The sequence below is a fragment of the Corynebacterium sp. CNJ-954 genome (assembly GCF_001942345.1).
Classification (GTDB): domain Bacteria; phylum Actinomycetota; class Actinomycetes; order Mycobacteriales; family Mycobacteriaceae; genus Corynebacterium.
In genome coordinates this window covers 122,569-146,207 of sequence record NZ_MKKI01000003.1, presented here as the reverse complement: position 1 = coordinate 146,207, position 23,639 = coordinate 122,569, and the positions used below count along the sequence as shown (strand labels likewise).

Below are 23,639 nucleotides of genomic sequence, written 5' to 3'. Positions count from 1 at the left end.
GGCGCACCTGGCGCACCTGGCGCACCTGGCGCACCTGGCGCACCTGGCGCACCTGGCGCACCTGGCGGAGGGTGCAGCCGGAGCGCTGGGAGCAGCAGAGGCTGCGGGCGCGCTCGGCGCACCTGGCGCACCTGGCGCACCTGGCGCACCTGGCGCACCTGGCGCACCTGGCGCACCTGGCGCGGAGAGTTTCATGGGAGCACCCGGAGCAGCGGGCTCAGACGTCGACTCCGCAGCGTCCCCCTCCGCCGCCGTACCCTGCGCTGCCGCAGTGTCGTCAGCCGCATCCGGGGTGGCCGGAGCCTCTGTCGCGGCCGGAGTCTCAGCCGACTCTGGTTCAGCGGGAGTGGCAGGGGCGGCAGGTGTCGCCGGGGCCGACGGCGCGGCCGGCGCACCCGGCGCCTGGGCGACAGGCGGCTCCAGCTTCATCGGCTGGGCCTGTTTGTCGTCGTTGGACATTGTGTAGTCTCCTACTGCTTTCGCTCGTCAATAGCGCTGGTGAGTTGTGGAACAGATGCGGACAGGTCATCCCTGCCGCCACCGTCGTCCGTCACGAGGATCATAGCGTCCGGCGCTTCCGCCACCACCACAACAGTCGGGGTGGCCGGGGACTTTCGGCCGACGGATCGTCCGGGAATCATTGCCTCGACCGAGTCACGGCCGAGGTTGAGGTGAGGGGTCGTGAAGAACCCACTGCTCCCACAGGCACGGCATCGCAGCAACGTGCGACGCACCCGTGGGGACAACGACACCGGGGAAACATGCCCGGCACCGACGGCGGAATTCATGTGACCTGGACCTCTTCTGAAACGATAACTACCTCACAAGACAGGATAGCGGACGTGTGCCCCATGTCACGAATGAACCGGGAATTCACTCCCCCTTCACCCGACTTTCGTCACTCACACTCCCCGACCGCCACAGAATTTAGGTAGCCTGTCCTTACTTACTCACCGCACGCGAAGGAGTAGCACCAGATGCTGGACACCACCGAACACGAGTGCTCATTTGACCACCTCATCCATATCGTGGACGACCTCACGACCGCCATGGCGTCCTACGACAACCTCGGTCTCCCCACCCATGCCGCATTGTCGATGCCGGGGTTCCGCAATGCTGCATGGGGGATCGACGATGCCCGCTACGTCGAACTCGCGGTGATCGACGACTGGGATGCCGCATCGGGCTCGGTGTACGGCGAGACTCTCTCCGTGATGCGCCCCACTATCGAGACTTCGGCGACGCCGGGGCTGGTCAGCTTCGCCGTCCACGTCCCCGATGCCCACGCAACGGCCGAATCACTTCGCGACAGCGGTTATGAGGTGTCCGTCTGCGACATCCGGTTCGACGACCAGGTCGACGGTCAGGACGCCGGATTCACCGAGGTCTTCGTCACTGATGCGCCGGCCTGGTTCCCTTTCTTCATCAGCTACAGCCCACCGCGAGAGGTGATCGCCCAGATGCGTGCCCACCATCGGGTCACGCAAGGAGGCGACAGCGAGCCAGCCAGCGTGCACGGGCCGGACCTGGTGGCACTCCTGGTCCACAGCACCTCACCGTCACACGACGCCCGCCTCCTCGCCGACCTCCTCGGGTGCGAACTCCGGGGGACGACGGTGGCGTTGCCGGGCGCGGACATCCATGTCGAGCGCATGTCGGCCCCGGACAGCGCCCCCGGACTCTACGGGTTCACCGTGCAGCGTGCGGAACTCACCGAATCCCCTACCCTCATCGCAGGCGCCACGGTCACGCCCGCCACCACTCGGCGCTGATCACCCTCCGAGTTCGCCTCGAAAGCGGTCGACGACTTCCCCGGCGCGTTCGCTGCGTTCCGGGTCTTTCGCCGCGGTCGCCACGATCAACGCTTCCAGTACGGCGACGGTCGCAACGTAACTGGGACTGAAGTCAGGATTGCCCCGTCCGATGGCCAACGCCACCGTACTCCGCGGATCCGAGGTCAACACCCCCTCAGTCAGCTGGACGACGGGCGCACCGAGTTCCGCGGCCCGGACAAAAAGCACGTCCGCCTCCACGGAGGTACCGTCATAGGCCAACAGCAGCACGGTGTCATCGTCGCGGAGAACCGCGATGTCATCGGCGAACCCCATCCCGGTTGTCCCCAGCGCCACGGCGTTCAGACCGGTGCGGACGCTGCGCGCTGCGGCGTACTCGGCGATATGACGGGACGGCCCGAAACCGACCAGGACGATGCGGCTCACCTGTGCCATGAGCTCCACCGCCTCGAGCAGGTCGTCCTCATTCACCCGTTCCACGAGTGACTCAGCCCCACCGACGTGCTCACGAATGGTGCGCGAAACCGCGCCGTCCCGCAGTGACGCACCCATCCGTCCCCCGCGCGACAAGTCGTCGGCGAGCCTCTCCCTGAGGTCGTCAAGCCCCCCGAAGCCGAGTTTCCGGACGGTACGCACCACCGTCGCATCGCTCACTCCGACAGCTTCAGCGAGACGCAGCGCCGAATGGTGCCCCACACTGTGGGGGTTGTTCGCCATGAAATCCGCTACCCGTGTCTCTGCCGGAGTCAGGCTCCTGCGGTGCGTCTCGATCCTCTCCACCAACTCCATGTCGTGAACACTACTAGGACTTCACGGCACAGGGAGTTATGTTCACCTCATATGAGGTGAACCTCACTTCTTTCGTGGTAGCGTACGTGCTGTCCCGCACAGCACCCTACGGAACCTCGTCGACGTCACGACGGGCATTACAGGAGATCGTTTCATGGCCCTGACCTCCCCCGTCGCCGCTGACGGAGAATCGCTGCGCAGCCACGCTTTCGGAATCCGGTGGCCACTCCTGCTCCAGGCGCCGGAGCGTCCACGCATCGCAGATCCGGTCGTTGTGGATGATGATCCGACGCCGGCGCAGTTCACCTGGAGGGTGATCCTGGGTGCCAAGAAGTTCACCCTGCCCGGCGGCGGTCTGCTGATCCTCTCGAACATCGCGGCCGCGGCCCTGCCGGTCATCGCGGGTGCGGCCGTGGACCGTGGCATTGCCGCCGGCAGTCTGGGCCAGCTGCTGTTCTGGACCATCCTGCTGGCACTCGACGTCGGGCTGATGTCCCTCACCTTCCGTTTCGGCTCACGTATGGGTTTCTTCGGTATGCAGACCGTGCAACACCGGCTACGCATGCAGGTCACCGAGCGACTGCTGCACCCGGCGGGGATGAAGGACCGTCGACTCGGTGGCGCACTGCTGTCCGTGGCCACGGGCGACGTCTTCCGTCTGGCGGCGACGATGCAGTTGGGGATCTACCCTGTCGGCGAAATCGCGGCCATCCTCGCTTCTGCAGTGATCCTGCTGACCATCTCCTGGCCGCTCGGACTTGCTGTGCTGGTCGGCGGGCCGTTGATGCTGTGGCTGATGACGTCAGCCGGACGCCCGCTACAGCGCCGGAGCAGGGAACAGCAGGCTCTCGCCGCCGGCGCGACAGGACGGGCGACCGACCTGATCACCGGATACCGGGTGATCAAGGGGCTGCGCGCGGAGAACGAGGCATCGTCGCGGTATGTCGACGTGAGCAGACTCGCCATGGACGGAGCCCTTCGGGCCAGGTCGTCCCGGGCACTGTTCCTCGTGTCGATGAACACCGTCACCGGCGTGTTCATCGCCGCACTGACTGTCTGCGCGGCGTGGTTCGCGTTGACCGGACGGCTGAGCGTGGGAGAACTGGTGGCCGTCGTCGGAGTGACGCAGTTCCTGGTCGGACCCTTGACGATGCTTCCGGCGAACGCTGGCGCGATCTGGGCCACGGGTGTCGCCTCGGCCGAACGCGTGCTGGATCTTCTCCGTGCACCCGTCGAGTACGAGGACGTTGCCGGACCGACCGTCCAGGCACCGGCGTCGCCCGGTGTTCGGGTGGTGTACGACCGTACCGACATCCTGACTGTCACCTCCGGCGAGTTCGTGGGGGTTCGTGCCGGCGGACGGACGGGACGTGACCTGGTCGCGCTCCTGTCGGACGGTCGTTCCGCCGACGGCTCCGGGCAGATTGCCCTGACCGCGTCCGGTTCGGACGACACTGACGCCGCGTCACTACCGGTCGAAAGCTATCGCGCGACAGTGCTGACAGCACCTCACACCGCGGACCTCTTTGACGGCACGATCCGTGAGAACCTCGCGCCGGGCCGCCCCGACGCTGACGCGTTCCTCCACTCGGCGCTGCTTGCCGCCGCATGCGACGATATCGTCGAGTCATTGCCGGACGGGGTGGAGACCCGGGTAGGCGAAGGCGGCACACGCCTGTCCGGCGGTCAGCGTCAACGTGTCGCCCTGGCCCGGGCGCTGACCGCGGATCCACCGGTCCTCGTCCTCCACGATCCCACCACCGCGGTCGACGCGGTCACGGAGAATGCCGTGGCATCCCGCCTCGGTGCCTTCCGCGCCGGGAGGACCACGCTGGTGATCACCGAGTCGCCGACCATGCTGGCGAACTGTGACCGGGTGGTGGATCTGTGAGCACCCCCGAACGTCTTCCCGTGGCAACAGGGCGCCGCTCCACCGCCGCTGTCTGGCAGGCTCTCGCAGGACGGCGTGCGTTGCTGATCATCGCCGCCGTCATCTCCGCCGGTGCTGCGGCACTGGAGCTGGTGACCCCGGCGCTACTCGGCACCATCGTCGACGATATCTCCGACGGCGGAGAGACCCGGCCGATATGGCTCTACGGGGGGTTGATCGCCGCAACCATCGTGGCGGCCTCCGCGTTGAGCGTCCTCGGAGTCCTGCTGGCGTCGCGGGTACTGGAGCGGCTTCTCGCCACGCTGCGTGAACGTCTGGTCGCAACTGCCCTACGCATGCCCCAGGAGAGGGTCGAACGGTCCGGGACCGGTGACCTGGTGTCCCGAGCCAGTGACGACGTCGCCCAGGTCTCCGAGGCACTGTCCCAGGTTCTGCCGTCCCTGTCACGTACGGTGTTCACCATCGTCCTGACCCTGGGCGGACTGTTCCTGCTGGACTGGCGGTTCGGCCTGACGTTTCTCGCAGCGGTGCCACTGTACTGGTTGGCCCTGCGGTGGTACGTCAGACTGGCACCGCCGCTGTACGCCGCCGAACGGGCCGCGTTCGGGACCCGCGCCCACCACCTGTTGTCAGCGTTGAAAGGGCTGGACACGGTACTGGCCTACCGGCTGTCCGGCTGGCACTCCGTACGCATCGCGCTGTCATCGTGGGCCGTCGCCACGTGGGCGCTGCGGGCCCGAACGGTGCAGACGATGTTCGCCTGGCGGATCGACCTCGCCTTCGTCGCCGTGCTGAGCGCGGTCCTGTTCGTCGGCTACGGTCTGGTGGGGGCGGACCTGGTCACGGTGGGGGCAGCCACGACCGCGGTGCTGTACTTCCTCCGTCTCCAGGGCCCGCTGCGGGGCCTCATGATCGAAATCGACACACTCCAGGCAGCTGCAGCCTCGCTGGCCCGCATCATCGGGGTCACCGACCTCGGCTCCAGCACAGAAGCCTCGGAGGCCCCGGAGACGGCAGGTGCACCGGAGGCGACCGCCGAGTGCACCGGAGGCCATGTCCATGTCGACTCCGTGAAGTTCGCCTACGACGGCACCGCGGACGTCCTCCACGACGTCTCGCTGACCATTCCTGCCGGGCAACGCGTCGCCGTGGTGGGCACCTCAGGGGCCGGGAAGACGACTCTGGCTGCGCTCATCGCCGGGATCCACCGGCCGTCCGCCGGCACGGTGGACGCTCCCGCCGACACGATGCTGGTCAGCCAGGAGACCCACATCTTCTCCGGAACTCTGCGCGACAACCTCACTCTGGCGGCACCCGATGTCCCTGACGACGAACTGGTCACCGCGTTGAGCCGGGTCGGTGCCGCCGACCTCCTGGACGAACTGCCCCTCGGCCTGGATTCCCTTGTCGGCGCACAGGGTCACCCGCTCACCGCGGCGCAGGAACAGCACCTTGCCCTCACCCGGCTGCTCATCGCGGACCCTGCCCTCGCGATTCTCGACGAAGCCACTGCCGAGGCCGGCTCGGCACATGCCGCGGTCCTCGACCACGCTGCCGAGGTCGTGCTGCAGGGACGTACCGGAGTCGTCATCGCGCACCGTCTCTCACAGGCCGCCGCCTGCGACCGCATCGTGCTCATGGAGCAGGGCCGTGTCCTTGAGGACGGCACCCACACCGAGCTCGTGGCAGCCGGTGGCCCTTACTCCCGTTTATGGGCGGCGTGGAACGCAAACAGGACACCACGCACATGAGGCTGAACGGGCATACCATGGGGTCACACCTCATTGTGCACTCACACTCCTGAAAGGGTCGGTGTCATGTCCTCATCTACGTCCCCCTCCTCAACGACGTTCCTCACCTCTCTGCGTCAGCGGGGCGCACAGTTCCTGCTCTGGCGAGGCATCGTCGCAGTGATCATGGGCCTCCTCCTGGTCTTCTTCCCCTTCAGCTCAGCCATCGTGATGAGCCTGTTCGTGGGAGCCTGGATGATCGTCGACGGTCTTGTCGCCGCCGGCCAGGCCTTCGACCTCAAGAAGGCCGGGGCGCCGTGGGGCTGGGCGCTGACCGAGGGCGTCGTCGCCGTCGTCGCGGGTATCGCGATCCTGCTGATCCCCGGCATCTTCGCGATCATCAGCTCGTTCTTCATCATCGGCTTCCTGGCTATCGGCCTGGTGATCAGTGGCGTCACCCAGCTGAGCGTGCCTCAGTCGCTGAGGAGCGGCTGGACAGTGGCGGCCGGTGTGATCAACGTGATCTTCGGTATCCTCCTCGGCGTCCTCGCGATCCTCAACCCGGTCGACAACGTGTGGACACTGGCATGGGTCGCCGGTGTCTACGCCCTCATCCTGGGCATCTCAGCGATCGTCATTTCAATCCGTATGCGCAGGTCAGGACAGACAGCGGCGTAACGCTCCACCAGCGTCGTCACAGCAACCCCCATAGGAGTTGTGCGCTCTCCTCACGCAGGTCTACGATCGATCGCCATGATCACCCGTCCTGGGGACACCACTGAGTGTTCTTATGCAGTACCCGGCCCTCACCTCGGTCGGCATCTCCGCGACACCGGCGGAAAGATGCTCCTGTGGCGAGGCGGGTTGAGCGTCGTCGTCGGCCTGGCGCTGCTCCTCTTCCCCATCGAGACCGCCACGGTCGTGGGGTTGGTCATCGGCCTGTGGCTACTCGTCGACGGATTCAGCACGATCGGCCTCGCTGTCCAACAGCGTTCCCACGCCGCCTCCTGCGGCTTCACGATGTTCTCCGGCATCATCACGGCACTGGCGGGCGTCGCCGTGCTCCTCTTCCCCGTCGCTTTCGCCGTTGTCGGCGCCATGGCCGTCCTGTGGATCATGGCCCTGGGTCTGGTCCTCACCGGCATCGCACGCACCGCGTCACGTGCTGGCGGGTGGAGCCTGGCGACCGGCCTGCTCAACATCGTCTTCGGTGTGCTTCTCGGGGGGATCGCCCTCGCCGAGCCGGCCGGTGGACTCGTCGCCCTGGCATGGATCCTCGGCGTGTACGGTCTGCTGTTCGGAGCGCTGTCCATCGTCATCGGAATCCGGTTGCGCCGTACCCGCTAGACCCGGCGTACCGTCGTGGTCATGACCACCAACGAACGGCACGTCCCCCTCTCCCTCATCGACTTCGCCACCGTGTACGACGGTGAAACCTCCCGGGACGCTTTCCTGCGTTCCGTGGAACAGGCTCAGCACGCCGAAAGGCTCGGCTACTCCCGAATCTGGTACGCCGAACACCACAACATGCCGCGCATCGCCTCCAGCGCCCCGGCAGTACTGATCTCCCATATCGCGGCAAAAACCGAGACGATCCGGTTGGGTTCCGGTGGCGTGATGCTGCCGAACCACTCGCCGTTGGTCATCGCAGAGCAGTACGGCACCCTCGCCGAGCTGTACCCGGACCGCATCGACCTCGGTGTCGGGCGCGCCCCGGGCACCGACCAACGCACCGTCCTGGCACTGCGGCGCGACCCGCGGGCCGCCGAGTCCTTCCCGGAGGACGTCCAGGAGCTTCAGGGCTACCTCGCCGGGCGCTCGCGTGTTCCCGGAGTCACCGCAACCCCGGGCACCGACACCCACGTTCCGGTCTACATCCTGGGTTCTTCACTGTTCGGCGCCCAGTTGGCGGCGAAACTGGGACTACCCTACTCGTTCGCCTCGCACTTCGCACCGGATGCACTGAAGGAAGCGGTGTCGGTGTACCGGCAGACCTACCGGCCGTCGAAGGAACACCCCGAACCGTATGTGATCGCCGCGGTGAACGTGACCGCCGCCGACACCGAGGCCGACGCCGCCACCCAGAACGAGAAGGTACGGCGCGGACGTGTGGAGTCGATGGCTCTGCGTGGACGGAAGGTCTCCCAGGAAGACCTCGACCTGCTGATGTCGTCCCCGGCGGCCGAGCAGATCCTCTCGATGTTGCGGTACTCCGCGGTCGGGACCGGCGAACAGGTCCGCGAGTACCTCGAAGGTTTCACAGCCACAGCACAGGCGGATGAGCTCATGGTCGCGATCCAGTCGCCGTCGACGGAGCAGTCATTGCGGGGTATGGAGATCCTCGCCGACGCCTGGGGAATGTAGCCGAAGGCGGGGATGTAGTGAATGTAGTGCGCGGAAGACGGCAGAATACCTGCACTACAGCGGCCACTTTCACACGTGAGTGCCCCCTGGTTTCACCCCCGATACCTACGCTTCGCCGACAGAGCCCCCGCGGGACGCGGTCCGTACCGTGACCTCGGCATAAACACTTGCTGAGAGCCACGGATGGTACGGACACTCGCCCGGGTAACCCACCCGAACCTATCTTCTGCTTAGGGTGCGCTTTGCTGCATGCGGTTCACCTCGGTTACGCTGCCGCTGAACGAGTTTTGCTCAGCCCGTCCGAGACCGTGCCACCGGAAGATTCCTGACGTTGATTCCGGCAGCACGGCTGCCAAGAAAAGGAATCTGCCGAATGCGCCTCACCCTCCGTCGCACGCCCAGCCGCGCGCTGGCCGTGTCCATGACCGCCGTACTCTCCCTGGGAGCCCTCGCCGCCTGCTCGTCCGATGACGACTCGGACAGCGGCAGCGGCGACACCCGTACTGTGACCGACGCCCGTGGCGAGGTCGAGATTCCCGCAGAACCCGAGCGCGTCGCCGCCTTCGACAACCGCATCTTCCAGGTCCTCGAGGACTGGGACATCGACCTGGTCTCCGCACCGGTCGATCTGATCCCGGACACCATCACGAAGTACCACGAGGACACCGAGATCAGGAACACCGGCAACCACAACGAGCCGAACCTCGAGGAACTCGTCGCATCGGAGCCGGATCTGATCGTCACCGGCTACCGCTACGCCAGCTACTACGACGAAATGAAGGAGCTTCTCCCGGATGTTCCGGTCGTCGACCTGAGCTTCGGTGAGAACTTCGAGGACGAGGATGCCGAGAACGAACTTTCCCTCGAGGATCGGTTGAAAGACATCACCACGCTGATCGGTGAGATCTTCGGGAAGGAGGATGAAGCAAGCTCCCTCGAGTCTGACTTCGACGAGGCCAAGGAGCGCGCAGCCGCCGCCTACAATGCCGAGGAAACCGTGATGGGGGTCGTCGTCTCCGGCGGCAACATCAACTACGCCGCCCCGGTCACGGGCCGTTCCGTCGGCCCGGTCTTCGAGATGCTGGACCTCACCCCGGCACTTGACCAGGAGGGCTCCGGTAACCACCAGGGCGATGACATCAGCATTGAACAGATCGCCGCGTCCAACCCCGACTGGATCCTGGTCCTCGACCGCGACGCCGGCGTGAACTCCGAAGAGGACGCCCAGCCCGCATCCGAAATCATCGCCGACTCCCCCGCGCTCACGAATGTCCCGGCTGTCGAGAATGACAACATCGTCTACTTCCCGTCGGACTTCTACACCACCGAGGACATCGAGGCCTACACCGAGGTCCTGGACATCATCGCCGATGCCTTCGAGGCTCACGACGCAGAGTAGTCCACCTCAGCCGGTGCCATGCCGGCGCACTCGAGTCGGCTCAGCCCGAGCCGAGCAGACGCCCGGGAGCGGAACGGCATGACAAGACGCCGTCCGCTCCCGGGCATCACCGTGTCACCGCCCGAAGAAGCGGCACCCCGCAGCGAAGGACCCCCATGACCGTCGCACCACATTCCGCCGACCAGGCGCCACCTTCCCATGACTCGCCACGGGAAAACTCCCGGTGGCGTACCACCTGGCCGATCCTCGTCGGTATCGTCTTCACAGTCGCCCTGGTGATCGCCTCGCTGTTCATCGGTGTCTACGACATCACCGGTGCCGAGGACGGATGGAACATGTTCGGCATCACCCGCATCCCACGTACCATCGCCCTCGGGCTCGCCGGTGCGGCAATGGCGATGTGTGGTCTGGTGATGCAGTTGCTGACCCAGAACAAGTTCGTGGAGCCCACGACCACCGGCACCACTGAGTGGGCCGGTCTCGGCCTTATCCTGACCATGGTGATGATCCCCGGGGCCAGCATGATGACACGTATGGTCGGAGCGATCGTCTTCGCGCTGGTCGGAACGGTCGTGTTCTTCATGTTCCTGCAGCGGGTGACCCTGAAGTCGTCACTGATCGTGCCACTGGTGGGGATCATGCTCGGGGCGGTCGTCGGTTCCCTGTCCACATTCGTCGCGCTCCGTACGGACATGTTGCAGCAGCTGGGAATCTGGTTCGCCGGCAGCTTCACCGGAGTCGTCCGTGGCAGGTACGAACTCCTGTACATCGTCCTGGCGGTCACCATTCTGGTGTTCATCGTCGCCGACCGCTTCACCGTCGCCGGGCTGGGCAAGGACATCGCGACCAACGTCGGGCTGAACTACCGCTCCGTCCTGATGGTCGGCATCATGATGGTGGCGGTGGTGTCGGGTGTAGTCACCGTCGTCATCGGTTCCCTTCCTTTCCTCGGGCTGGTTGTGCCGAATATCGTGTCGCTGTTCCGAGGTGACAACCTGCGGTCGAATCTCCCGTGGGTGTGCATGCTCGGCATATGCATCCTGATCACCTGTGACATCATCGCCCGCACCGTCATCATGCCTTTCGAAGTCCCCGTGTCGGTGGTTCTCGGTGTACTAGGGGCTGTCGTCTTCGTCTTCCTGCTGTTGAGGAGCCGCCGCTATGCCAGATAGTTCCGCCGACCGGCACGCCGAGCTCAAGGACACCGGACACGACCTCTCCCACGATGAACCCGGGGATGCCGACACATCCGATGTCCGACGCGCACAAAGGCACTCCGGCCCGTTCGCGACCAGGAAGGAACGGACCCGCTACGTTATTCTGGTGACCGTGCTCGGCATTGCCGCGGCAGGGTTCACGATGGGTCATCTGAGCTACGGCAACCCGATGGATTTCGGAACCAGCGGCTACTGGAAGATCGCCGGAATGCGCGTCGAATCGCTGGTAGCCATGCTCATCGTCGCATTCTGCCAGGCGTTCGCCACGGTCTCTTTCCACACGGCGACGAACAATCGCATCATCACGCCCTCCATCATGGGTTTCGAGTCGCTGTATGTGGTGACGCAGACCGCGGTGATCTTCTTCCTGGGGGTCGGCGGCCTGAACGCCTTCACCGGAACGACCCAGTTCATCTTCCAATCCACCTTGATGATCGTCTTCGCCGTCTTCCTGTACAGCTGGCTGTTGTCCGGGCGGTTCGGCAATATCCAGATCATGCTGCTGGTCGGTGTGGTCATCGGTGGGGGCCTGGGGTCCCTGTCGACCTTCATGCAGCGTCTGCTCGACCCGAACGAATTCGATGTCCTGACGGCCCGCAACTTCGGAAACCTCGGAAACGCTGACACCGACAATTTCCCCCTGGTCATCCCTATCGTGATCGTGGCGTGTACGTTCCTCTACCTCCGTTCACGACGGATGAACGTGGTCGCCCTGGGAAAAGACGCCGCCAACAACCTCGGGATCAACCACAAGCGCGAATTGATGATCCTGTTGTTTCTGGTTGCCGTCCTGATGGCCATGACCACGTCCTTGGTCGGCCCGATGACCTTCCTGGGATTCCTGGTCGCCACGCTGGCCTACCAGCTCACCGACACCTACGACCACCGGCTCATCCTGCCGGTAGCTGTGCTGGTGGGCTATATCGTCATGTCCGGATCCTATTTCATCATGCGCAACATCTTCTACGCTGAGGGCATGGTCACCATCGTGATCGAGCTTGTCGGCGGGGCGCTGTTCCTCTTCTTCATCATGCGAAAGGGCCGCTTGTGATCTCCATCGACAACGTCTCCAAAACCTACAGCGCCGAAACCACGATCGGGCCCGTCTCCATCGACATCCCGGCTGGGGGCGTCACGGCACTGGTCGGTCCCAACGGTGCCGGGAAGTCCACCCTGCTGACCATGATCGGACGCCTGCAGAAGCCAGACACCGGCACCATCACCGTCGGCGGGATGGACGTTGCCTCAACGTCCTCCGGCGACGTCGCCAAACATCTGTCGATTCTCCGCCAGGAGAACCATTTCGTCACCCGTCTCACAGTGCGCCAGCTCGTCGGATTCGGCCGCTACCCCTACTCCCACGGACGGCTCAACGTCGAGGACGAGAAGTACATCTCCGAGGCCATCGACTTCCTCAACCTCGGCGAGTTCGAGAACCGCTACCTCGACCAGCTCTCCGGCGGTCAGCGTCAGCGGGCGTACGTCGCGATGGTCCTGGCACAGAACACCGAGTACGTCCTGCTGGATGAACCACTGAACAACCTGGACATGAAGCACTCCGTCCAGATGATGAAGCAGCTACGACGCGCCTCTGACGAACTCGGCCGGACCGTGATCATCGTCCTGCATGACATCAATTTCGCCGCACGCTACGCGGACCACATCTGCGCCATGACCAACGGTGAGGTCAATGTCTTCGGCACCCCGGAGGAGGTGATCCAGGACGACGTGCTGACCGGGATCTTCGGCACCGACGTCCAGGTCCTGGAGACCGAGTACGGCCCGTTGGCCAACTACTTCTGAGTCCGGTAACCGGCACCATGACCCTCACCCCTGAGATCTGGCACAGCCTGGTCGGTGTCGCCGTTCTCGTGGCGATCGCCGTGACGGTGCTCTCCGCCGCAGGTGTGCGCCACCGGTGGAGCACTGCGGCAGCGGTCGGCCGTGGCACCGTCCAGCTCGCACTGGTCAGCGTGGTGCTCACCGGGGTAATCACCGATCCCCGTTGGGTCGCCCTCGCACTCCTCGTCATGTTCACCGTCGCCGCAGTGACAAGTACCCACCGGATCGGCTGGACACTGTCCCGCTTCCTCGTCGTCTCCGGAGCCATGGCTGCAGGGGTCGCGACAGTCCTCGGCGTGGTCTTCCTGACCGGCGCAATCGAGTTCTCGTCGCGCTATGCGTTGGCGATCGGCGGCATCATCATCGGAGGTGCCATGTCCACCGCCACGCTGGCCGGCCGGAGACTCGCCCAGGCGACAGAAGAGCGGTGGAGTGAAGTTGAAGGCTGGCTGGCGCTGGGAGCCACTCCCCGACAGGCCTCGCTCGACATCGCGCGATTCTCCATCCGCGAGGCGCTGGTCCCCTCCACGGACCAGACGAAGACCACCGGGCTGGTCACCTTGCCCGGAGCTTTCGTCGGCGCCATCTTCGGCGGAGTCAGTCCAGTGGACGCCGGACGTTTCCAGATCGTCGTGCTTGCCGGAATCATGGCGGCGGGGGCGCTGACCGCGACCGTCATTGCGGGAAGCCTCGCCCCCACCCTCCACCGGGCCGTCGGATGAGCGGTAGGTTGGTTGCCATGTCCTCACCTGAGCCTGACACCGTTGCCACACGTTTCCGGACGGCGTTCCGCCGCCATCCCACCGGGGTCGCGTTGATCACCGCCCACGTCTCCGACCAGGATGTCGGGCTCACTGTGTCCAGTCTCGCCTCACTGTCAGTCGACCCGCTGGCGGTCTCGTTCTCCCTGTCGAAACCGGGAGGGAGCGCCGGCGCGATCCTGGCGGCGGAGTCGTACCTGATCCACTTCCTCAGCGAAGACCAGGCAGGGATCGCCTATGAGTTCTCACGGTATGAAGGCCGCAGGTTCACCCCGGACCAGCAGTGGACCAGGGCCTCCCGCGGCGAGCCACTACTGCCGGACGCGCTGGCGGTCATGCGGGCGCACACCATCGACACCTTGCAGGTGGGCGACGCCACTCTCATCGCGGCGGAGGTCACGGACGTCACCCGGGGCGCAGACGGACAGAGTGAGGCCCCGGCCTGCGCTGACGTCGCCGCTCCGTCCCCCCTGATGTTCCGGAGCCACCAGTTCTACCGTTTCCCCACCGGCCAACCCCCGTTGTGACCGGCGCCAGGGCCAACTATTCGTCGGCGTTGCCTGCCGACCATGTCGACCAGGGGATGTTCCAGTCGCCGAGCCCGTCGTAGCCCTCGAGCTGACCTCCCCCGGTGCCCTGGACCTCGGCGATGTCACCCCGCTTGAGGTTCTCGTAGACCCACTGGGCGTCCTCCACGGAGAGGTTCAGACACCCGTGCGACGTATTCGTGTTGCCCTGCGCCCACAGCGACCACGGAGCCGCGTGGAAGTAGATACCCGAGTAGGACATCTGCGTCGCATACTGCACGTCGGTCACATAACCGCCCGCGTCGAGTGCGAGTCCGTACGTCTGCGAGTCCATGGTCAACGCCTCGAGCTGGTCGCCGATCTGGTAGACACCCTCGGGTGTCTCATGACCAGGCATACCCATCGACGTAGGCATGGTCTTGACGACTTCGCCGTTGCGGGTGACAGTCACCATCTTCGTCGCATCATCCGCGACGGCACGGACATCATCACCGATGGTGAACGACGCGGAACGGTCCACCTCGCCGTACATGCCGCCGAGGTCCTTGCCCACCAGGTCGGCATCCACGGTGACTTCGGTGCCGGGCTTCCAGTACTCCTCCGGGCGCCACCGCACCTCATTGGAGGTGATCCAGTAGAAGGCGCCCTCGACCTTGGGCTCGGTGGTCACCTTGATGGCGTCCTCGACGGCCTTACGATCGGCGGGGGCCTCGTCGAAGCGCAATGCGACTGACTGGCCGACGCCGACGGTCGAGCCGTCGAGTGGTGCCAGAGAGGCGTTGGTCAACAGGCCGGGGCTGAATGTGGTGAATGACGTCGACAACGTCTCGTCGCCCGCCTTCGCCTCGAGGGTGTAGGTGCTGGAGTACTCCAGCTTGCCGTCGGTGGCCCATTCAGTCTTGCCGTCGTTGAACGACCCCTCGACCTCGGTGCCGTAGCCGTCTGTGAGGGTGACGGAGTCGATACCCTCGTCGTCCTGGACGGTGATCGGTTCGTCCACCTTGACGTCGGTATCGTCATCATCGACGTTGGCGGTCAACTCGACGGCGTCTTCGTCGTCGGAGGATCCGTCGTCCTGGGCCACCTGTTCGGTGTCCGTGTCACCGTCGTCATCAATGGTGCAGGCCGCGGTCGTCAGCAGTGCGGTGGCGGCGGTCGCCGCCACGATGGAACGCAGAACCCGGCCGCTGCGGCCGAATCGGAAGTGCATGGTGTCTACAGTCTCTTTCCGCCTCAGATGACGAGCACCCGGGGCGATGAAATATTGTGGTGAAATCATGTCGACGGTAGTGACGCAGCAGTCCCACTGCGCCCGGCAAGGTGAGGGTCGGGCCCCGTCTCGGCGACCATCATACGTCTGGGCTGCCCCGCAAAAGTAACGGAAACGGCCACGTCCGGCATATTGTGTCCGAATCGTTACCCCAGCGCTTCCCGGCGACTGCCGGAGACGCGACCTGGGGATTTGCCACGGTTACGGCGTGGGGCTATAGTTTCTCTCGTTGCCGAGGACGGGACATCCGCTCCAGAGAACAACATGCGTCATTAGCTCAATTGGCAGAGCAGCTGACTCTTAATCAGCGGGTTCGGGGTTCGAGTCCCTGATGACGCACAATCACCCCCGGATGGGCACTGGCTTCGACCATTGGCCGTCCGGGGTTTCGTCATTGTAGCTCATACACCGGGGGCGACTGCGGGGACTGCGGTGTGAGAGACCCCGCGCCTGCTCGCCGTGCCCGCGGAGATATGATGTCCTGATGCCACGCAGACGCCACACACCACTCCCGGTCGAGGTGTGGGCACTGGTCGCAGGCGCTTTCGCCGTCGCCCTCGGGTACGGAGTCGTCGCACCCGCCATCCCCCAGTACGCACACGCCTTCGGTGTCTCGAACGCCGCAGCCTCGGGGATCGTCAGTGCTTTCGCACTGATGCGCCTGGTCGGAGCTCCCCTGGCAGGACGGATCCTCGTCAAACTCGGTGAACGGCGTACCTACACGCTCGGCATCCTCATCGTCGCGGCATCCACCGGGGCATGTGCCCTGGCAGGGAACTACACCCAGCTGCTGATCCTCCGTGGCCTGGGCGGGGTCGGTTCGATCATGTTCACCGTGGCGGCCACCGCGTTGCTGATCAAGGTGAGCCCGGTGGACGCCCGCGGCCGGGTCTCAAGTGTCAACGCCGCGGGTTTCCTGCTTGGAAACCTGATGGGCCCGGTGTTCGGGGCTCTCGTCGCCGGATTCGGTCTCCGGGCCCCGTTCATCTTCTACTTCATCATGCTCGTCGTCGCGGCCACCGTCGTCTGGTTCGCACTCCGCCGCTCCTCCCTTGCCGGCGCGCAGGCCGACGAAAGTCCTCGCGAGCCGCTCTCCCTGGCGACGTCGCTGGGCATCCCGCACTACCGTGTCCTGCTGGGGTCGGTCTTCGTGTTCGGGTGGACGTCCTTCGGGGTCCGGGTGTCGATCGTGCCGCTGTTCGTCGCCGCAGCATTCAACGGTGACGCGGCCGTGGCCGCCTGGGCGCTCGCCTCCTACGCCGCCGGCAACGCGATCTTCATCCTGCCGTCGGGACGCTGGAACGACACGGTCGGACGCAAGCCGATGCTGGTGTTGGGCATGGTGGTTACCGCTGTCGGCTACGTGGCGTTCCCACTGTCACCGACCATTGTCCTGGCGTGCCTGGCCATGGTTGTCGCCGGTGCCGGCTCTGCCCTGGTGAACCCGGGCCAGCAGGCGGTGCTCGCGGACATCGTCGGAACCCGGCGCGGCGGCTCCACCGTCGCCGGCTACTCGATGCTCCAGGATTTCGGCGGCGTTCTGGGCCCGTTGGCGGCTGGAGTGCTCGTCGACGTCGCCGGGTTCGGCTGGGCCTTCGGTGTCAGCGGGATTTTGCTCGCGCTCGCCGCTGTCGGCTGGGCGTCCGTCTCCGACTCCCGGACACTCCAGGACCAGACCGGAACGGGTCTCGACACCCCCGGCGACGCCGACCGCACCTGACCCTCAGCGTCGGGCAGAGAGCAGCCCGGTGATGGGCCCGAGAATCCAGCTGACCAGCGCCATGATGATCGCACCCCAGAACGCTGCGCCGAAGGTCGCGATATCGAGGCCGAGTCCCACCGCCTGCGCGAGCACCTCGGCCAACAGGAAGACGCCGGCATTGATCACCAGCGCGAACAGGCCCAGCGTGAGGATCGTCAGTGGAAGCCCCAGGAGCCGGAGAACCGGACGGACCGTCATGTTGAGCAGCAGGATCACGGCGGCACAACCGAGGAACACCCACAACCGGTCGTTTTCACCGTTGCCGAGGAGGGGTTCCGCCGGCGCTGTGACCGTGACACCACTGATGAAGTAGGTCACGACCCACAGTCCCACGGCGGTACCGACTGCACGGACGAGGAAGTTCCAGATGAGACCCATGCCCCGAAACTACCATCGCCGGGACGGCATTCAGGCGTGCCGACGTCTCCCCCACCAGCCGATGATCGTCGGCAGGTACGCACCGATGACCAACATCGCCAGGGTGCGCATCACCTGGACCACGGTCACGATCGGCTCCGACCCGGCTTCATGGGCGAAGGCCAACACAGCGTAGATCCCGCCGGGCACGGTGGCCAGATAGGCGTCCAGCAGTGGGACGTCACTGAAGTGGGCGATCAGCAGCGCGGCGACAATCGCCCCGATGATCATCGACGCCACCGCAGCGAGGATCAGGGGCAGACTGTGGCTGAACTGCCGCAACGCCGACTTCGTGAGTGTCCCGCCAGCCTGCACGCCGATCACCGCATAGGCGAACACCAGCAGGAGTCCTTCCGGGCGCAGCCACTCGTCCGGCACTCCGGCCACCCCGGCTGCCCAGGTCAGCAGCATCGACAGCAGAAGATACGGCACCGGCAGCTTCACCACCCGGCGCGTGAGCCGCACGAGCAACCACACCAGCCCCCAGACGACGAGGGCACCGAGGACTGGCCGGAGTTCCGGCGACCACCATGCCGCAGAGTCAGCGGCACCGGTGGCCCCGGCATCTGTTCCAGCACCGGCGTCTCCCCCACCGGCGAAGACGTGCACGAATACCGGCAACGTCAACACCACCAGTGACAGGCGCAGGTACTGGGTGAGGACGACGAAGCGCACGTCCTCCTTCAGCTCGGCGGCGAGCACCGTCATCCCGCTCGCTCCCCCGGCCAACGTCGCCAGGAGGGCACTGACCGCGCTGGCTGCACCTGACCGGTGGAGGAGGAACGCTGCCGCTGCGCAGACCGCCAAGGTGACCACCAGGGCGAGCACAGTCGGCGTCACATAGCCAGCGACCGTGGCCCCGTCGAGTTCGACCAGCGGGGCCACACACACCATCGCGATGACCACCTGGGCCGGTTGCATCAGTCGCGTGGGTGGGGTGGTCTGCCGGTCGGAGAGGATCGCGTAGGCGCCGAACGAGACCAGGAAGGCGAAGATCCAGGACGCCGGGACACCGAGCTCGGTGCACACCGCACCGAGCACCACCGCGCATGCGCAAACCCCGGCGATCTCGACGGCACGTCTGTGCCGGAGATCCGCCGGGGCTGTCCGGGATCGCGCGGGGCGGGGATGGTGATCAGGACCTGGCGTCTGCCAGCAGGCGCTGGATTTCCTTGATCTGCTTCTTCTCGTTGCGCTTGCCCGCCACCGTCAGCGCGACGACAAGGCCCACACCCGCGACGACACCGCCGATGATCAGCTGGACCTTCGGCTGGGCGAGAACATTGGAGACCTGGGTCTTCGCCTCGTCCGCCAGGTTCTTCGGAGCCGCGCGGACGCTGAGCTCGTCCAGAGTCTTCGCGAGCTGTTCACGGGTGCGTTCGATGTCGCTCTGGATAGAGTCGATGGTGCGGGCCACTGAAGTCTCCTGCATTGCTGGTCGTGACTGACGGTTTCGGGATTGTTCCTGAATTGTACGTTCTCCGGTGCCGGCAGTGCAGAAGAACCCTCCGAACGGTGCTCGACAGAACCGCGGATCACCGTACACTCGGAGCACATGAGTACTTCCGACAACAACCGCACCATCCTCGAGATCGGGGACGTGGCACCGAACTTCACCCTCACCGACGACCGGGGCCGTCAGGTCAGCCTGTCCGACTACAGCGGTCGGCGCGTCATCGTGTACTTCTACCCCAAGGCGGATACGCCGGGGTGCACCACCGAGGCCTGTGATTTCCGGGACTCGCTCACCGAACTCAACGACGCCGGCGTGGACGTTCTCGGCATCTCCCCGGACTCCGTGGAGAAGCTGGAGAAGTTCCGCGAGAACCACGACCTGACCTTCCCCCTGCTCTCCGATCCGGAGAAGAAGGCGCTCACCGCCTACGGTGCCTTCGGGGAGAAGAAGAACTACGGCAAGGTGGTGCAGGGTGTCATCCGTTCGACGTTCCTGATCAACACCGACGGAACCATCGGACTGGCGAAATACAACGTCAAGGCCACCGGGCACGTCGGCCGGATCATCCGTGACCTGACGTAATCAGGCCCGAGTCACCTCCGACAACATGTCCGCCAGGACAAGGTCCTCCGCGTCGTTCCCCGGAAGTTCCAGTGCCCGTCGGTAGGCCGCTGCGGCGCTGCGATGGTCCCCCAGTTCCCGGTATGTGACTGCCCGGGCGACATGGAACGGGCGGTAGTCGTCGAAAGCCCGCTCCCCGGCCAGTTCCCCGAGCAGTTCGCTTCCCCGTCGCGGTCCTTCGGTCCGACCGACGGCGACCACCGTGGCCAGTTGCACCGCTGGACCGGATTCATACTTCCCGAGAAGCCGGTACAGAACGGCAATCTGGCGCCAGTCGGTGTCCGCGAAGGTCAACGCTTCGGCATGCACTGCGGCAATGGCCGCTTGAATGGCGTAGGTCCGGGCACCCGGCATTCCAGCGGCACGTTCGGCGAGAATCAGCCCCTCCGCCTTGAGCGGTCCGTCCCACCGAGTCCGGTCCTGATGCTCCAGCGGTACCGGGAGTCCGTCAAAAGTGAGGCGGGCAGGACGACGTGCCTCCGTGAGAAGCAGCAGTGCCAGTAGGCCGGTCGCTTCCGCCGAATCCGGCTCAAGACGTTGCACCAGACGGGCGAGGCGCAGTGCTTCCGCCGTGAGATCGTCCTGGACGTGGTCCTGCCCGGTACTGCGGGCGAAACCGTCAGTGTAGATCAGGTAGATCACTTTCAACACGCTGTCCAGTCTCTCTGCCAGAACGTCGCCGTCGGGCACGGCGAAGGAGATGCCGAGGGCGCGGATGCGCTTCTTCGCACGGACGATGCGTTGCTGCAGGGTAGACACCGGCAGCAGGAGCAGGTCAGCCACCACGCGGGTGTCTCGTCCGGCGGCGAAACGCAGGGTCATCGCAACACGGTCAGACGGTGTCAACGCAGGGTGACTGCAGGCGACGAGCATGGCGAGCCGGTCGTCCCGGTCCGCCTTCCCCTCCCCGACTGCATCTCCGACGGGGTCGTCCCCGGCCGGGCGTCCCTGTTCGATGTGCAGTTCCGCGATCTTCCGGGCGAGGACGTCCTCACGACGGACAACGTCGAGCGCCTTGCGTTTTGCGACGGTCGTCAGCCACGCGACCGGGCTGTCGGGTTCTCCTGACTCGGGCCACGTGCGCATCGCCTGGAGCACCGCTTCGTGCAGACTGTCCTCGGCGAGATCGATGTCACCGAAGCGTCGGGCGAGAGTGGCGATCAGGCGGGCACGGGTCTCCGCGTCCAGAGCCACAGGAAGGTCAGGCATGGCGTGGGGCCAGCTGTCAGTAGGGTGCCAGGGGCCGGATCTCGACGTGGCCGCGCGGGCCGGACGCCGGACTCTTCTTCGCCCACGCGACCGCCGTATCGAGGTCCGGCACGTCGATGACGTAGCCACCACCGACGAACTCGCTGACTTCCGCGTACGGCCCGGAGGAGACGACACGGTCGTCACCACCCGCCGAGTCGTCGCTGCTGACGATGACCGAATTCTCGGGGTTCTCCAGGGCGAACGAGTAGAGGACCACTCCTGCCGCCTCGATCTCCTTGTCGAACTCGAAGAACTCCTCCGGGTTCGCGCCGCCGTCGTCCCCGCAGTCCGGGTCATTGGTGTGTCCCATCAACAGTAATGCGTACTTCATGATTCCTCCGTCACGGTAGTCGGCACCCGGCGGTTCCGGGTACCTGTGCTGCCGGACCTTGCGGCCTCGACATCATGATGACGTACAGCATCCCCGGATATCGACACCCCGGCCAGATTCCGCAGAATTTATCTGACGGTGACGTGACAGTCCCCCTCGAACGGCCGCACGGTGCCGTGGATGTCCTTCCAGTCCCCGTGCAGGACGATCCGGTAGTCACCGGAGTCTGCCCCGGTGGTGTCCCATTCCACGGTGGCCGTCGTCTCGGTGAAGGCGCGGTCGAAGGTCAGCAGTGTCGTCCAGGACGAGTCATGGGCGATCACGGCACCGTCGTCGACACGCTCCACCAGCAGATAGCTGTCCTCCAGACGCAGGTCGTTGTTCGGGTTCGCTCCGACGAACCGCACGGCAACCGTCTCCCCGGCACCCACCTCTCCCCCGCCGGACAGCACGTCACCGAACCGTCGTCCCACCGGAGCAGTGTCCAGGACCGACACTGCGGCCGGGCTCCCGGGAATCACCCCGGTGAGGTCGCCGGCCGGCGCGCCGTGGTCGACGTTCTCCCCGGAAGCAAGCGCCCGTGCGAGCCGGTCCGTGACCTGCTGCACCGCGGGCAGCTCGAGACGCCCGAATGCCGTCGCACCGCCCTCGTAGTCCTGCTGCGCGTACTCCTCCGGTGTGGTGATGTAGTGGCCGTATCCGCAGGAGTACCCCTGAACGACGACATTGTCCGCCGGGACGTCCATCGCCTCGGCCACGGTGCGACGGATCCTGAGCCCCGAGGTCACCGTGGGTTCGAATCCGAGGTACACCAGGATCAGTCCACCGATACGCCACACCCCGAAGAGATGTCGCTGCTGGATCATGCCGTCGATGTAGCCCATCGGCAGGAGCATGTCCTTCGGTGCATGGATCCGGCGGACATCCTCAGGAACCGGCGCGAGGTCGTTGAGCTGACGCACCCACGGTGATCCACCACGTTCGCCTTCGTTGATGCCGAGGTCGACATCGAGCCCGCCACCGTCCTCCTGGCTCGAGGCGGCGAAGGCGGTGCCGAGGACGGCCGGTCCGGTCCTCCCCGGCGAACCGTCCGGCGTCCACCGGCCGTCCACCTCGACGGCGTCCATGTCGGTCCAGCAGGTGCGTCCCTCCAGACCCGACCATGCGGCGAGGAGGTCGGCACCGGTGGCGGACGCCCGGGCTCCGTCCGCCTGACGGTGGCCGAGGATCTCCACCGACTTCTTCTGGCCGTCGACACCGGGCCCACCGGGACCAGACTCCGGCACCAGGCCGTGGTTGGGCGTCACGTCACCGGGCGTCCCCTGGGCGAAGGCTGCGACGAAGGGTGCTGCGCCGAGGTCACGGTGGTCGACCCCTGCAGCAGATTCGTAGGAGTAGGCGGCGAAACCCTTGTTGTCACCCGAGATGTGGCGGATCTTGTGGCTGAAGCTGGTGGCGTGCACCGAGTACCAGTTGATCAACCCGACCGGACGGCCGTCGCGCGCGACGTGCAGGGTGACGGACGTGCGGTCCACCCCGTCCGGGTTCTCGGCCCTGTCTGCCGCCGGGTTACGGTCGAACGCCTGCCGCGAACGGTTCTGGCCGACACCGTCGATCTCGCCGCTGACGAGAGTGAGCTCGGCCGGGGCGATGTCGTCGTGGGCGCGCCGAACCGACCGTACGATCCCTGCCACCTGGGCCTCGAACGTCACCGGACGGAATCCCAGGGACACCAGGTCAACCATCGCATGGCCGGACCTTCCACCTGGGCCGACATGGGTGTGGGTGGCGCTGACCACCACGTTGTCGCTGCGGTAGGTGTCACCGTAGGTCTCCCGCAGACGGCGGAGAACCTCCAGGAACACCGACTGGAACATCAGCGGTGTATCGACGGTGACGTGGCAGAAGCGGCGGGTGCCGTCGTCGAAGACGAAGGCACGGGAGTACAGCCGTTGCCGGATACCGACCGAGGTCTGTTCCTGCACCGCGTAACCGTCCATCCCCGCCCCCAGCGGTTCCCCGGTGGCATCGGCGATACCCCTGCCCACCGACATCACAGTCGGCCCCGAGGCTGCAGCTGCGTCCGACGGCCCTGGCCGGGCTGTCCCGGCGAGCGCACGGGGAGCACCCGTCGACTGGACGGACGACCACAGCACCGTACCGCCGAGCGCTGCGAGCCCGGCGAAGAACGCCCTGCGTGAGAATTCGGCCATGATGC

24 protein-coding genes and 1 tRNA gene are annotated in these 23,639 nt (G+C 65.6%); 16 read left to right on the top strand and 9 right to left on the bottom strand.

The window, feature by feature from the left end:
• On the top strand, positions 1-466 hold a 466-nt coding region (locus BJF89_RS18420), incomplete at its 5' end, for a hypothetical protein (protein WP_187344662.1).
• Positions 467-470: 4 nt separating this feature from the next.
• Here BJF89_RS18420 and BJF89_RS02410 read toward each other — a convergent pair.
• Entirely contained in the window at positions 471-788 is a 318-nt protein-coding gene (locus BJF89_RS02410; RefSeq protein ID WP_075811900.1) for a hypothetical protein, read from the bottom strand.
• Between the two features lie 189 nt (positions 789-977).
• Here BJF89_RS02410 and BJF89_RS02405 point away from each other — a divergent pair, with 189 nt between their 5' ends.
• Entirely contained in the window at positions 978-1,772 is a 795-nt protein-coding gene (locus BJF89_RS02405; protein ID WP_075811899.1) for a VOC family protein, read from the top strand.
• Here the strand turns inward: BJF89_RS02405 and BJF89_RS02400 are convergent, their stop codons facing one another.
• A complete protein-coding gene (locus tag BJF89_RS02400) occupies positions 1,773-2,582 on the bottom strand; it encodes a MurR/RpiR family transcriptional regulator (RefSeq protein WP_075811898.1) in 810 nt (269 codons plus the stop codon). It abuts the gene before it with no gap.
• Positions 2,583-2,736: 154 nt separating this feature from the next.
• Here BJF89_RS02400 and BJF89_RS02395 point away from each other — a divergent pair, with 154 nt between their 5' ends.
• From BJF89_RS02395 to BJF89_RS02345, 11 genes are all read left to right on the top strand, one after another.
• Positions 2,737-4,473, top strand: a complete 1,737-nt coding sequence (locus tag BJF89_RS02395; RefSeq protein WP_083650449.1) for an ABC transporter ATP-binding protein — start codon at positions 2,737-2,739, stop codon at positions 4,471-4,473.
• The gene (locus BJF89_RS02390) at positions 4,470-6,224 is read left to right on the top strand and encodes an ABC transporter ATP-binding protein (RefSeq protein WP_075811897.1); all 1,755 of its coding nucleotides are present in this window, start codon (positions 4,470-4,472) and stop codon (positions 6,222-6,224) included. Before BJF89_RS02395 ends, BJF89_RS02390 begins: the two co-directional genes overlap by 4 nt.
• Before the next feature lie 66 nt (positions 6,225-6,290).
• Entirely contained in the window at positions 6,291-6,881 is a 591-nt protein-coding gene (locus BJF89_RS02385) for an HdeD family acid-resistance protein (protein ID WP_075811896.1), read from the top strand.
• 75 nt (positions 6,882-6,956) lie between these two features.
• Positions 6,957-7,550: an HdeD family acid-resistance protein gene (locus BJF89_RS02380; RefSeq protein WP_075811895.1), complete on the top strand. Its 594-nt coding sequence runs from the start codon at positions 6,957-6,959 to the stop codon at positions 7,548-7,550.
• Between the two features lie 21 nt (positions 7,551-7,571).
• Positions 7,572-8,567, top strand: a complete 996-nt coding sequence (locus BJF89_RS02375) for an LLM class flavin-dependent oxidoreductase (protein WP_075811919.1) — start codon at positions 7,572-7,574, stop codon at positions 8,565-8,567.
• Positions 8,568-8,940: 373 nt separating this feature from the next.
• Positions 8,941-9,966 (top strand): siderophore ABC transporter substrate-binding protein, encoded by a 1,026-nt coding sequence (locus BJF89_RS02370; protein WP_075811894.1) that lies wholly within the window; start codon positions 8,941-8,943, stop codon positions 9,964-9,966.
• 155 nt (positions 9,967-10,121) lie between these two features.
• Positions 10,122-11,138: an ABC transporter permease gene (locus tag BJF89_RS02365; protein WP_075811893.1), complete on the top strand. Its 1,017-nt coding sequence runs from the start codon at positions 10,122-10,124 to the stop codon at positions 11,136-11,138.
• Positions 11,128-12,234, top strand: coding sequence for an iron chelate uptake ABC transporter family permease subunit (locus BJF89_RS02360; RefSeq protein WP_083650448.1), 1,107 nt, complete (start codon positions 11,128-11,130; stop codon positions 12,232-12,234). The genes BJF89_RS02365 and BJF89_RS02360 overlap by 11 nt, the downstream gene beginning before the upstream one ends.
• Positions 12,231-12,986 (top strand): ABC transporter ATP-binding protein, encoded by a 756-nt coding sequence (locus tag BJF89_RS02355; RefSeq protein ID WP_075811892.1) that lies wholly within the window; start codon positions 12,231-12,233, stop codon positions 12,984-12,986. The genes BJF89_RS02360 and BJF89_RS02355 overlap by 4 nt, the downstream gene beginning before the upstream one ends.
• Before the next feature lie 17 nt (positions 12,987-13,003).
• Positions 13,004-13,747 (top strand): ABC transporter permease, encoded by a 744-nt coding sequence (locus BJF89_RS02350; protein ID WP_075811891.1) that lies wholly within the window; start codon positions 13,004-13,006, stop codon positions 13,745-13,747.
• A gap of 17 nt (positions 13,748-13,764) precedes the next feature.
• A complete protein-coding gene (locus BJF89_RS02345; protein ID WP_083650447.1) occupies positions 13,765-14,313 on the top strand; it encodes a flavin reductase family protein in 549 nt (182 codons plus the stop codon).
• Positions 14,314-14,329: 16 nt separating this feature from the next.
• On the opposite strand, the gene BJF89_RS02340 is transcribed toward BJF89_RS02345, so the two are convergent.
• Positions 14,330-15,523 carry an Ig-like domain-containing protein gene (locus BJF89_RS02340; RefSeq protein WP_075811889.1) on the bottom strand — a complete coding sequence of 398 codons (1,194 nt, stop codon included), beginning with the start codon at positions 15,521-15,523 and terminating at the stop codon, positions 14,330-14,332.
• Positions 15,524-15,849: 326 nt separating this feature from the next.
• On the opposite strand from BJF89_RS02340, the gene BJF89_RS02335 reads away from it, so the two are divergent.
• A tRNA-Lys gene (locus BJF89_RS02335) sits at positions 15,850-15,922 on the top strand.
• Positions 15,923-16,067: 145 nt separating this feature from the next.
• Positions 16,068-17,303, top strand: coding sequence for an MFS transporter (locus BJF89_RS02330; RefSeq protein ID WP_075811888.1), 1,236 nt, complete (start codon positions 16,068-16,070; stop codon positions 17,301-17,303).
• 3 nt (positions 17,304-17,306) lie between these two features.
• On the opposite strand, the gene BJF89_RS02325 is transcribed toward BJF89_RS02330, so the two are convergent.
• From BJF89_RS02325 to BJF89_RS02315, 3 genes are all read right to left on the bottom strand, one after another.
• Entirely contained in the window at positions 17,307-17,723 is a 417-nt protein-coding gene (locus BJF89_RS02325; RefSeq protein WP_075811887.1) for a phage holin family protein, read from the bottom strand.
• A 30-nt stretch (positions 17,724-17,753) separates the two neighbouring features.
• Positions 17,754-18,830, bottom strand: coding sequence for an AbrB family transcriptional regulator (locus BJF89_RS02320; protein WP_075811886.1), 1,077 nt, complete (start codon positions 18,828-18,830; stop codon positions 17,754-17,756).
• Between the two features lie 67 nt (positions 18,831-18,897).
• Positions 18,898-19,179 (bottom strand): DUF3618 domain-containing protein, encoded by a 282-nt coding sequence (locus BJF89_RS02315; RefSeq protein ID WP_038552933.1) that lies wholly within the window; start codon positions 19,177-19,179, stop codon positions 18,898-18,900.
• 138 nt (positions 19,180-19,317) lie between these two features.
• Between BJF89_RS02315 and bcp the strand changes: the two genes are divergently transcribed.
• Entirely contained in the window at positions 19,318-19,800 is a 483-nt protein-coding gene (gene bcp, locus BJF89_RS02310; RefSeq protein WP_075811917.1) for a thioredoxin-dependent thiol peroxidase, read from the top strand.
• Here the strand turns inward: bcp and BJF89_RS02305 are convergent, their stop codons facing one another.
• From BJF89_RS02305 to BJF89_RS02295, 3 genes are all read right to left on the bottom strand, one after another.
• The gene (locus BJF89_RS02305) at positions 19,801-21,048 is read right to left on the bottom strand and encodes an RNA polymerase sigma factor (protein WP_075811885.1); all 1,248 of its coding nucleotides are present in this window, start codon (positions 21,046-21,048) and stop codon (positions 19,801-19,803) included.
• Positions 21,049-21,064: 16 nt separating this feature from the next.
• Positions 21,065-21,421: a YciI family protein gene (locus BJF89_RS02300; RefSeq protein ID WP_075811884.1), complete on the bottom strand. Its 357-nt coding sequence runs from the start codon at positions 21,419-21,421 to the stop codon at positions 21,065-21,067.
• Between the two features lie 128 nt (positions 21,422-21,549).
• On the bottom strand, positions 21,550-23,634 hold the full coding sequence (locus BJF89_RS02295; protein WP_075811883.1) for a neutral/alkaline non-lysosomal ceramidase N-terminal domain-containing protein: 2,085 nt from the start codon (positions 23,632-23,634) through the stop codon (positions 21,550-21,552).
• Positions 23,635-23,639 lie beyond the last annotated feature (5 nt).

Bases quoted from the DNA above. Each gene is read 5' to 3' on its own strand.
- BJF89_RS02410 (WP_075811900.1), bottom strand. From the start codon at position 788: ATGAATTCCGCCGTCGGTGCCGGGCATGTTTCCCCGGTGTCGTTGTCC.
- BJF89_RS02405 (WP_075811899.1), top strand. From the start codon at position 978: ATGCTGGACACCACCGAACACGAGTGCTCATTTGACCACCTCATCCAT.
- BJF89_RS02400 (WP_075811898.1), bottom strand. From the start codon at position 2,582: ATGGAGTTGGTGGAGAGGATCGAGACGCACCGCAGGAGCCTGACTCCG.
- BJF89_RS02395 (WP_083650449.1), top strand. From the start codon at position 2,737: ATGGCCCTGACCTCCCCCGTCGCCGCTGACGGAGAATCGCTGCGCAGC.
- BJF89_RS02385 (WP_075811896.1), top strand. From the start codon at position 6,291: ATGTCCTCATCTACGTCCCCCTCCTCAACGACGTTCCTCACCTCTCTG.
- BJF89_RS02380 (WP_075811895.1), top strand. From the start codon at position 6,957: ATGATCACCCGTCCTGGGGACACCACTGAGTGTTCTTATGCAGTACCC.
- BJF89_RS02375 (WP_075811919.1), top strand. From the start codon at position 7,572: ATGACCACCAACGAACGGCACGTCCCCCTCTCCCTCATCGACTTCGCC.
- BJF89_RS02370 (WP_075811894.1), top strand. From the start codon at position 8,941: ATGCGCCTCACCCTCCGTCGCACGCCCAGCCGCGCGCTGGCCGTGTCC.
- BJF89_RS02365 (WP_075811893.1), top strand. From the start codon at position 10,122: ATGACCGTCGCACCACATTCCGCCGACCAGGCGCCACCTTCCCATGAC.
- BJF89_RS02360 (WP_083650448.1), top strand. From the start codon at position 11,128: ATGCCAGATAGTTCCGCCGACCGGCACGCCGAGCTCAAGGACACCGGA.
- BJF89_RS02350 (WP_075811891.1), top strand. From the start codon at position 13,004: ATGACCCTCACCCCTGAGATCTGGCACAGCCTGGTCGGTGTCGCCGTT.
- BJF89_RS02345 (WP_083650447.1), top strand. From the start codon at position 13,765: ATGTCCTCACCTGAGCCTGACACCGTTGCCACACGTTTCCGGACGGCG.
- BJF89_RS02340 (WP_075811889.1), bottom strand. From the start codon at position 15,523: ATGCACTTCCGATTCGGCCGCAGCGGCCGGGTTCTGCGTTCCATCGTG.
- BJF89_RS02330 (WP_075811888.1), top strand. From the start codon at position 16,068: ATGCCACGCAGACGCCACACACCACTCCCGGTCGAGGTGTGGGCACTG.
- BJF89_RS02325 (WP_075811887.1), bottom strand. From the start codon at position 17,723: ATGGGTCTCATCTGGAACTTCCTCGTCCGTGCAGTCGGTACCGCCGTG.
- bcp (WP_075811917.1), top strand. From the start codon at position 19,318: ATGAGTACTTCCGACAACAACCGCACCATCCTCGAGATCGGGGACGTG.
- BJF89_RS02305 (WP_075811885.1), bottom strand. From the start codon at position 21,048: ATGCCTGACCTTCCTGTGGCTCTGGACGCGGAGACCCGTGCCCGCCTG.
- BJF89_RS02300 (WP_075811884.1), bottom strand. From the start codon at position 21,421: ATGAAGTACGCATTACTGTTGATGGGACACACCAATGACCCGGACTGC.
- BJF89_RS02295 (WP_075811883.1), bottom strand. From the start codon at position 23,634: ATGGCCGAATTCTCACGCAGGGCGTTCTTCGCCGGGCTCGCAGCGCTC.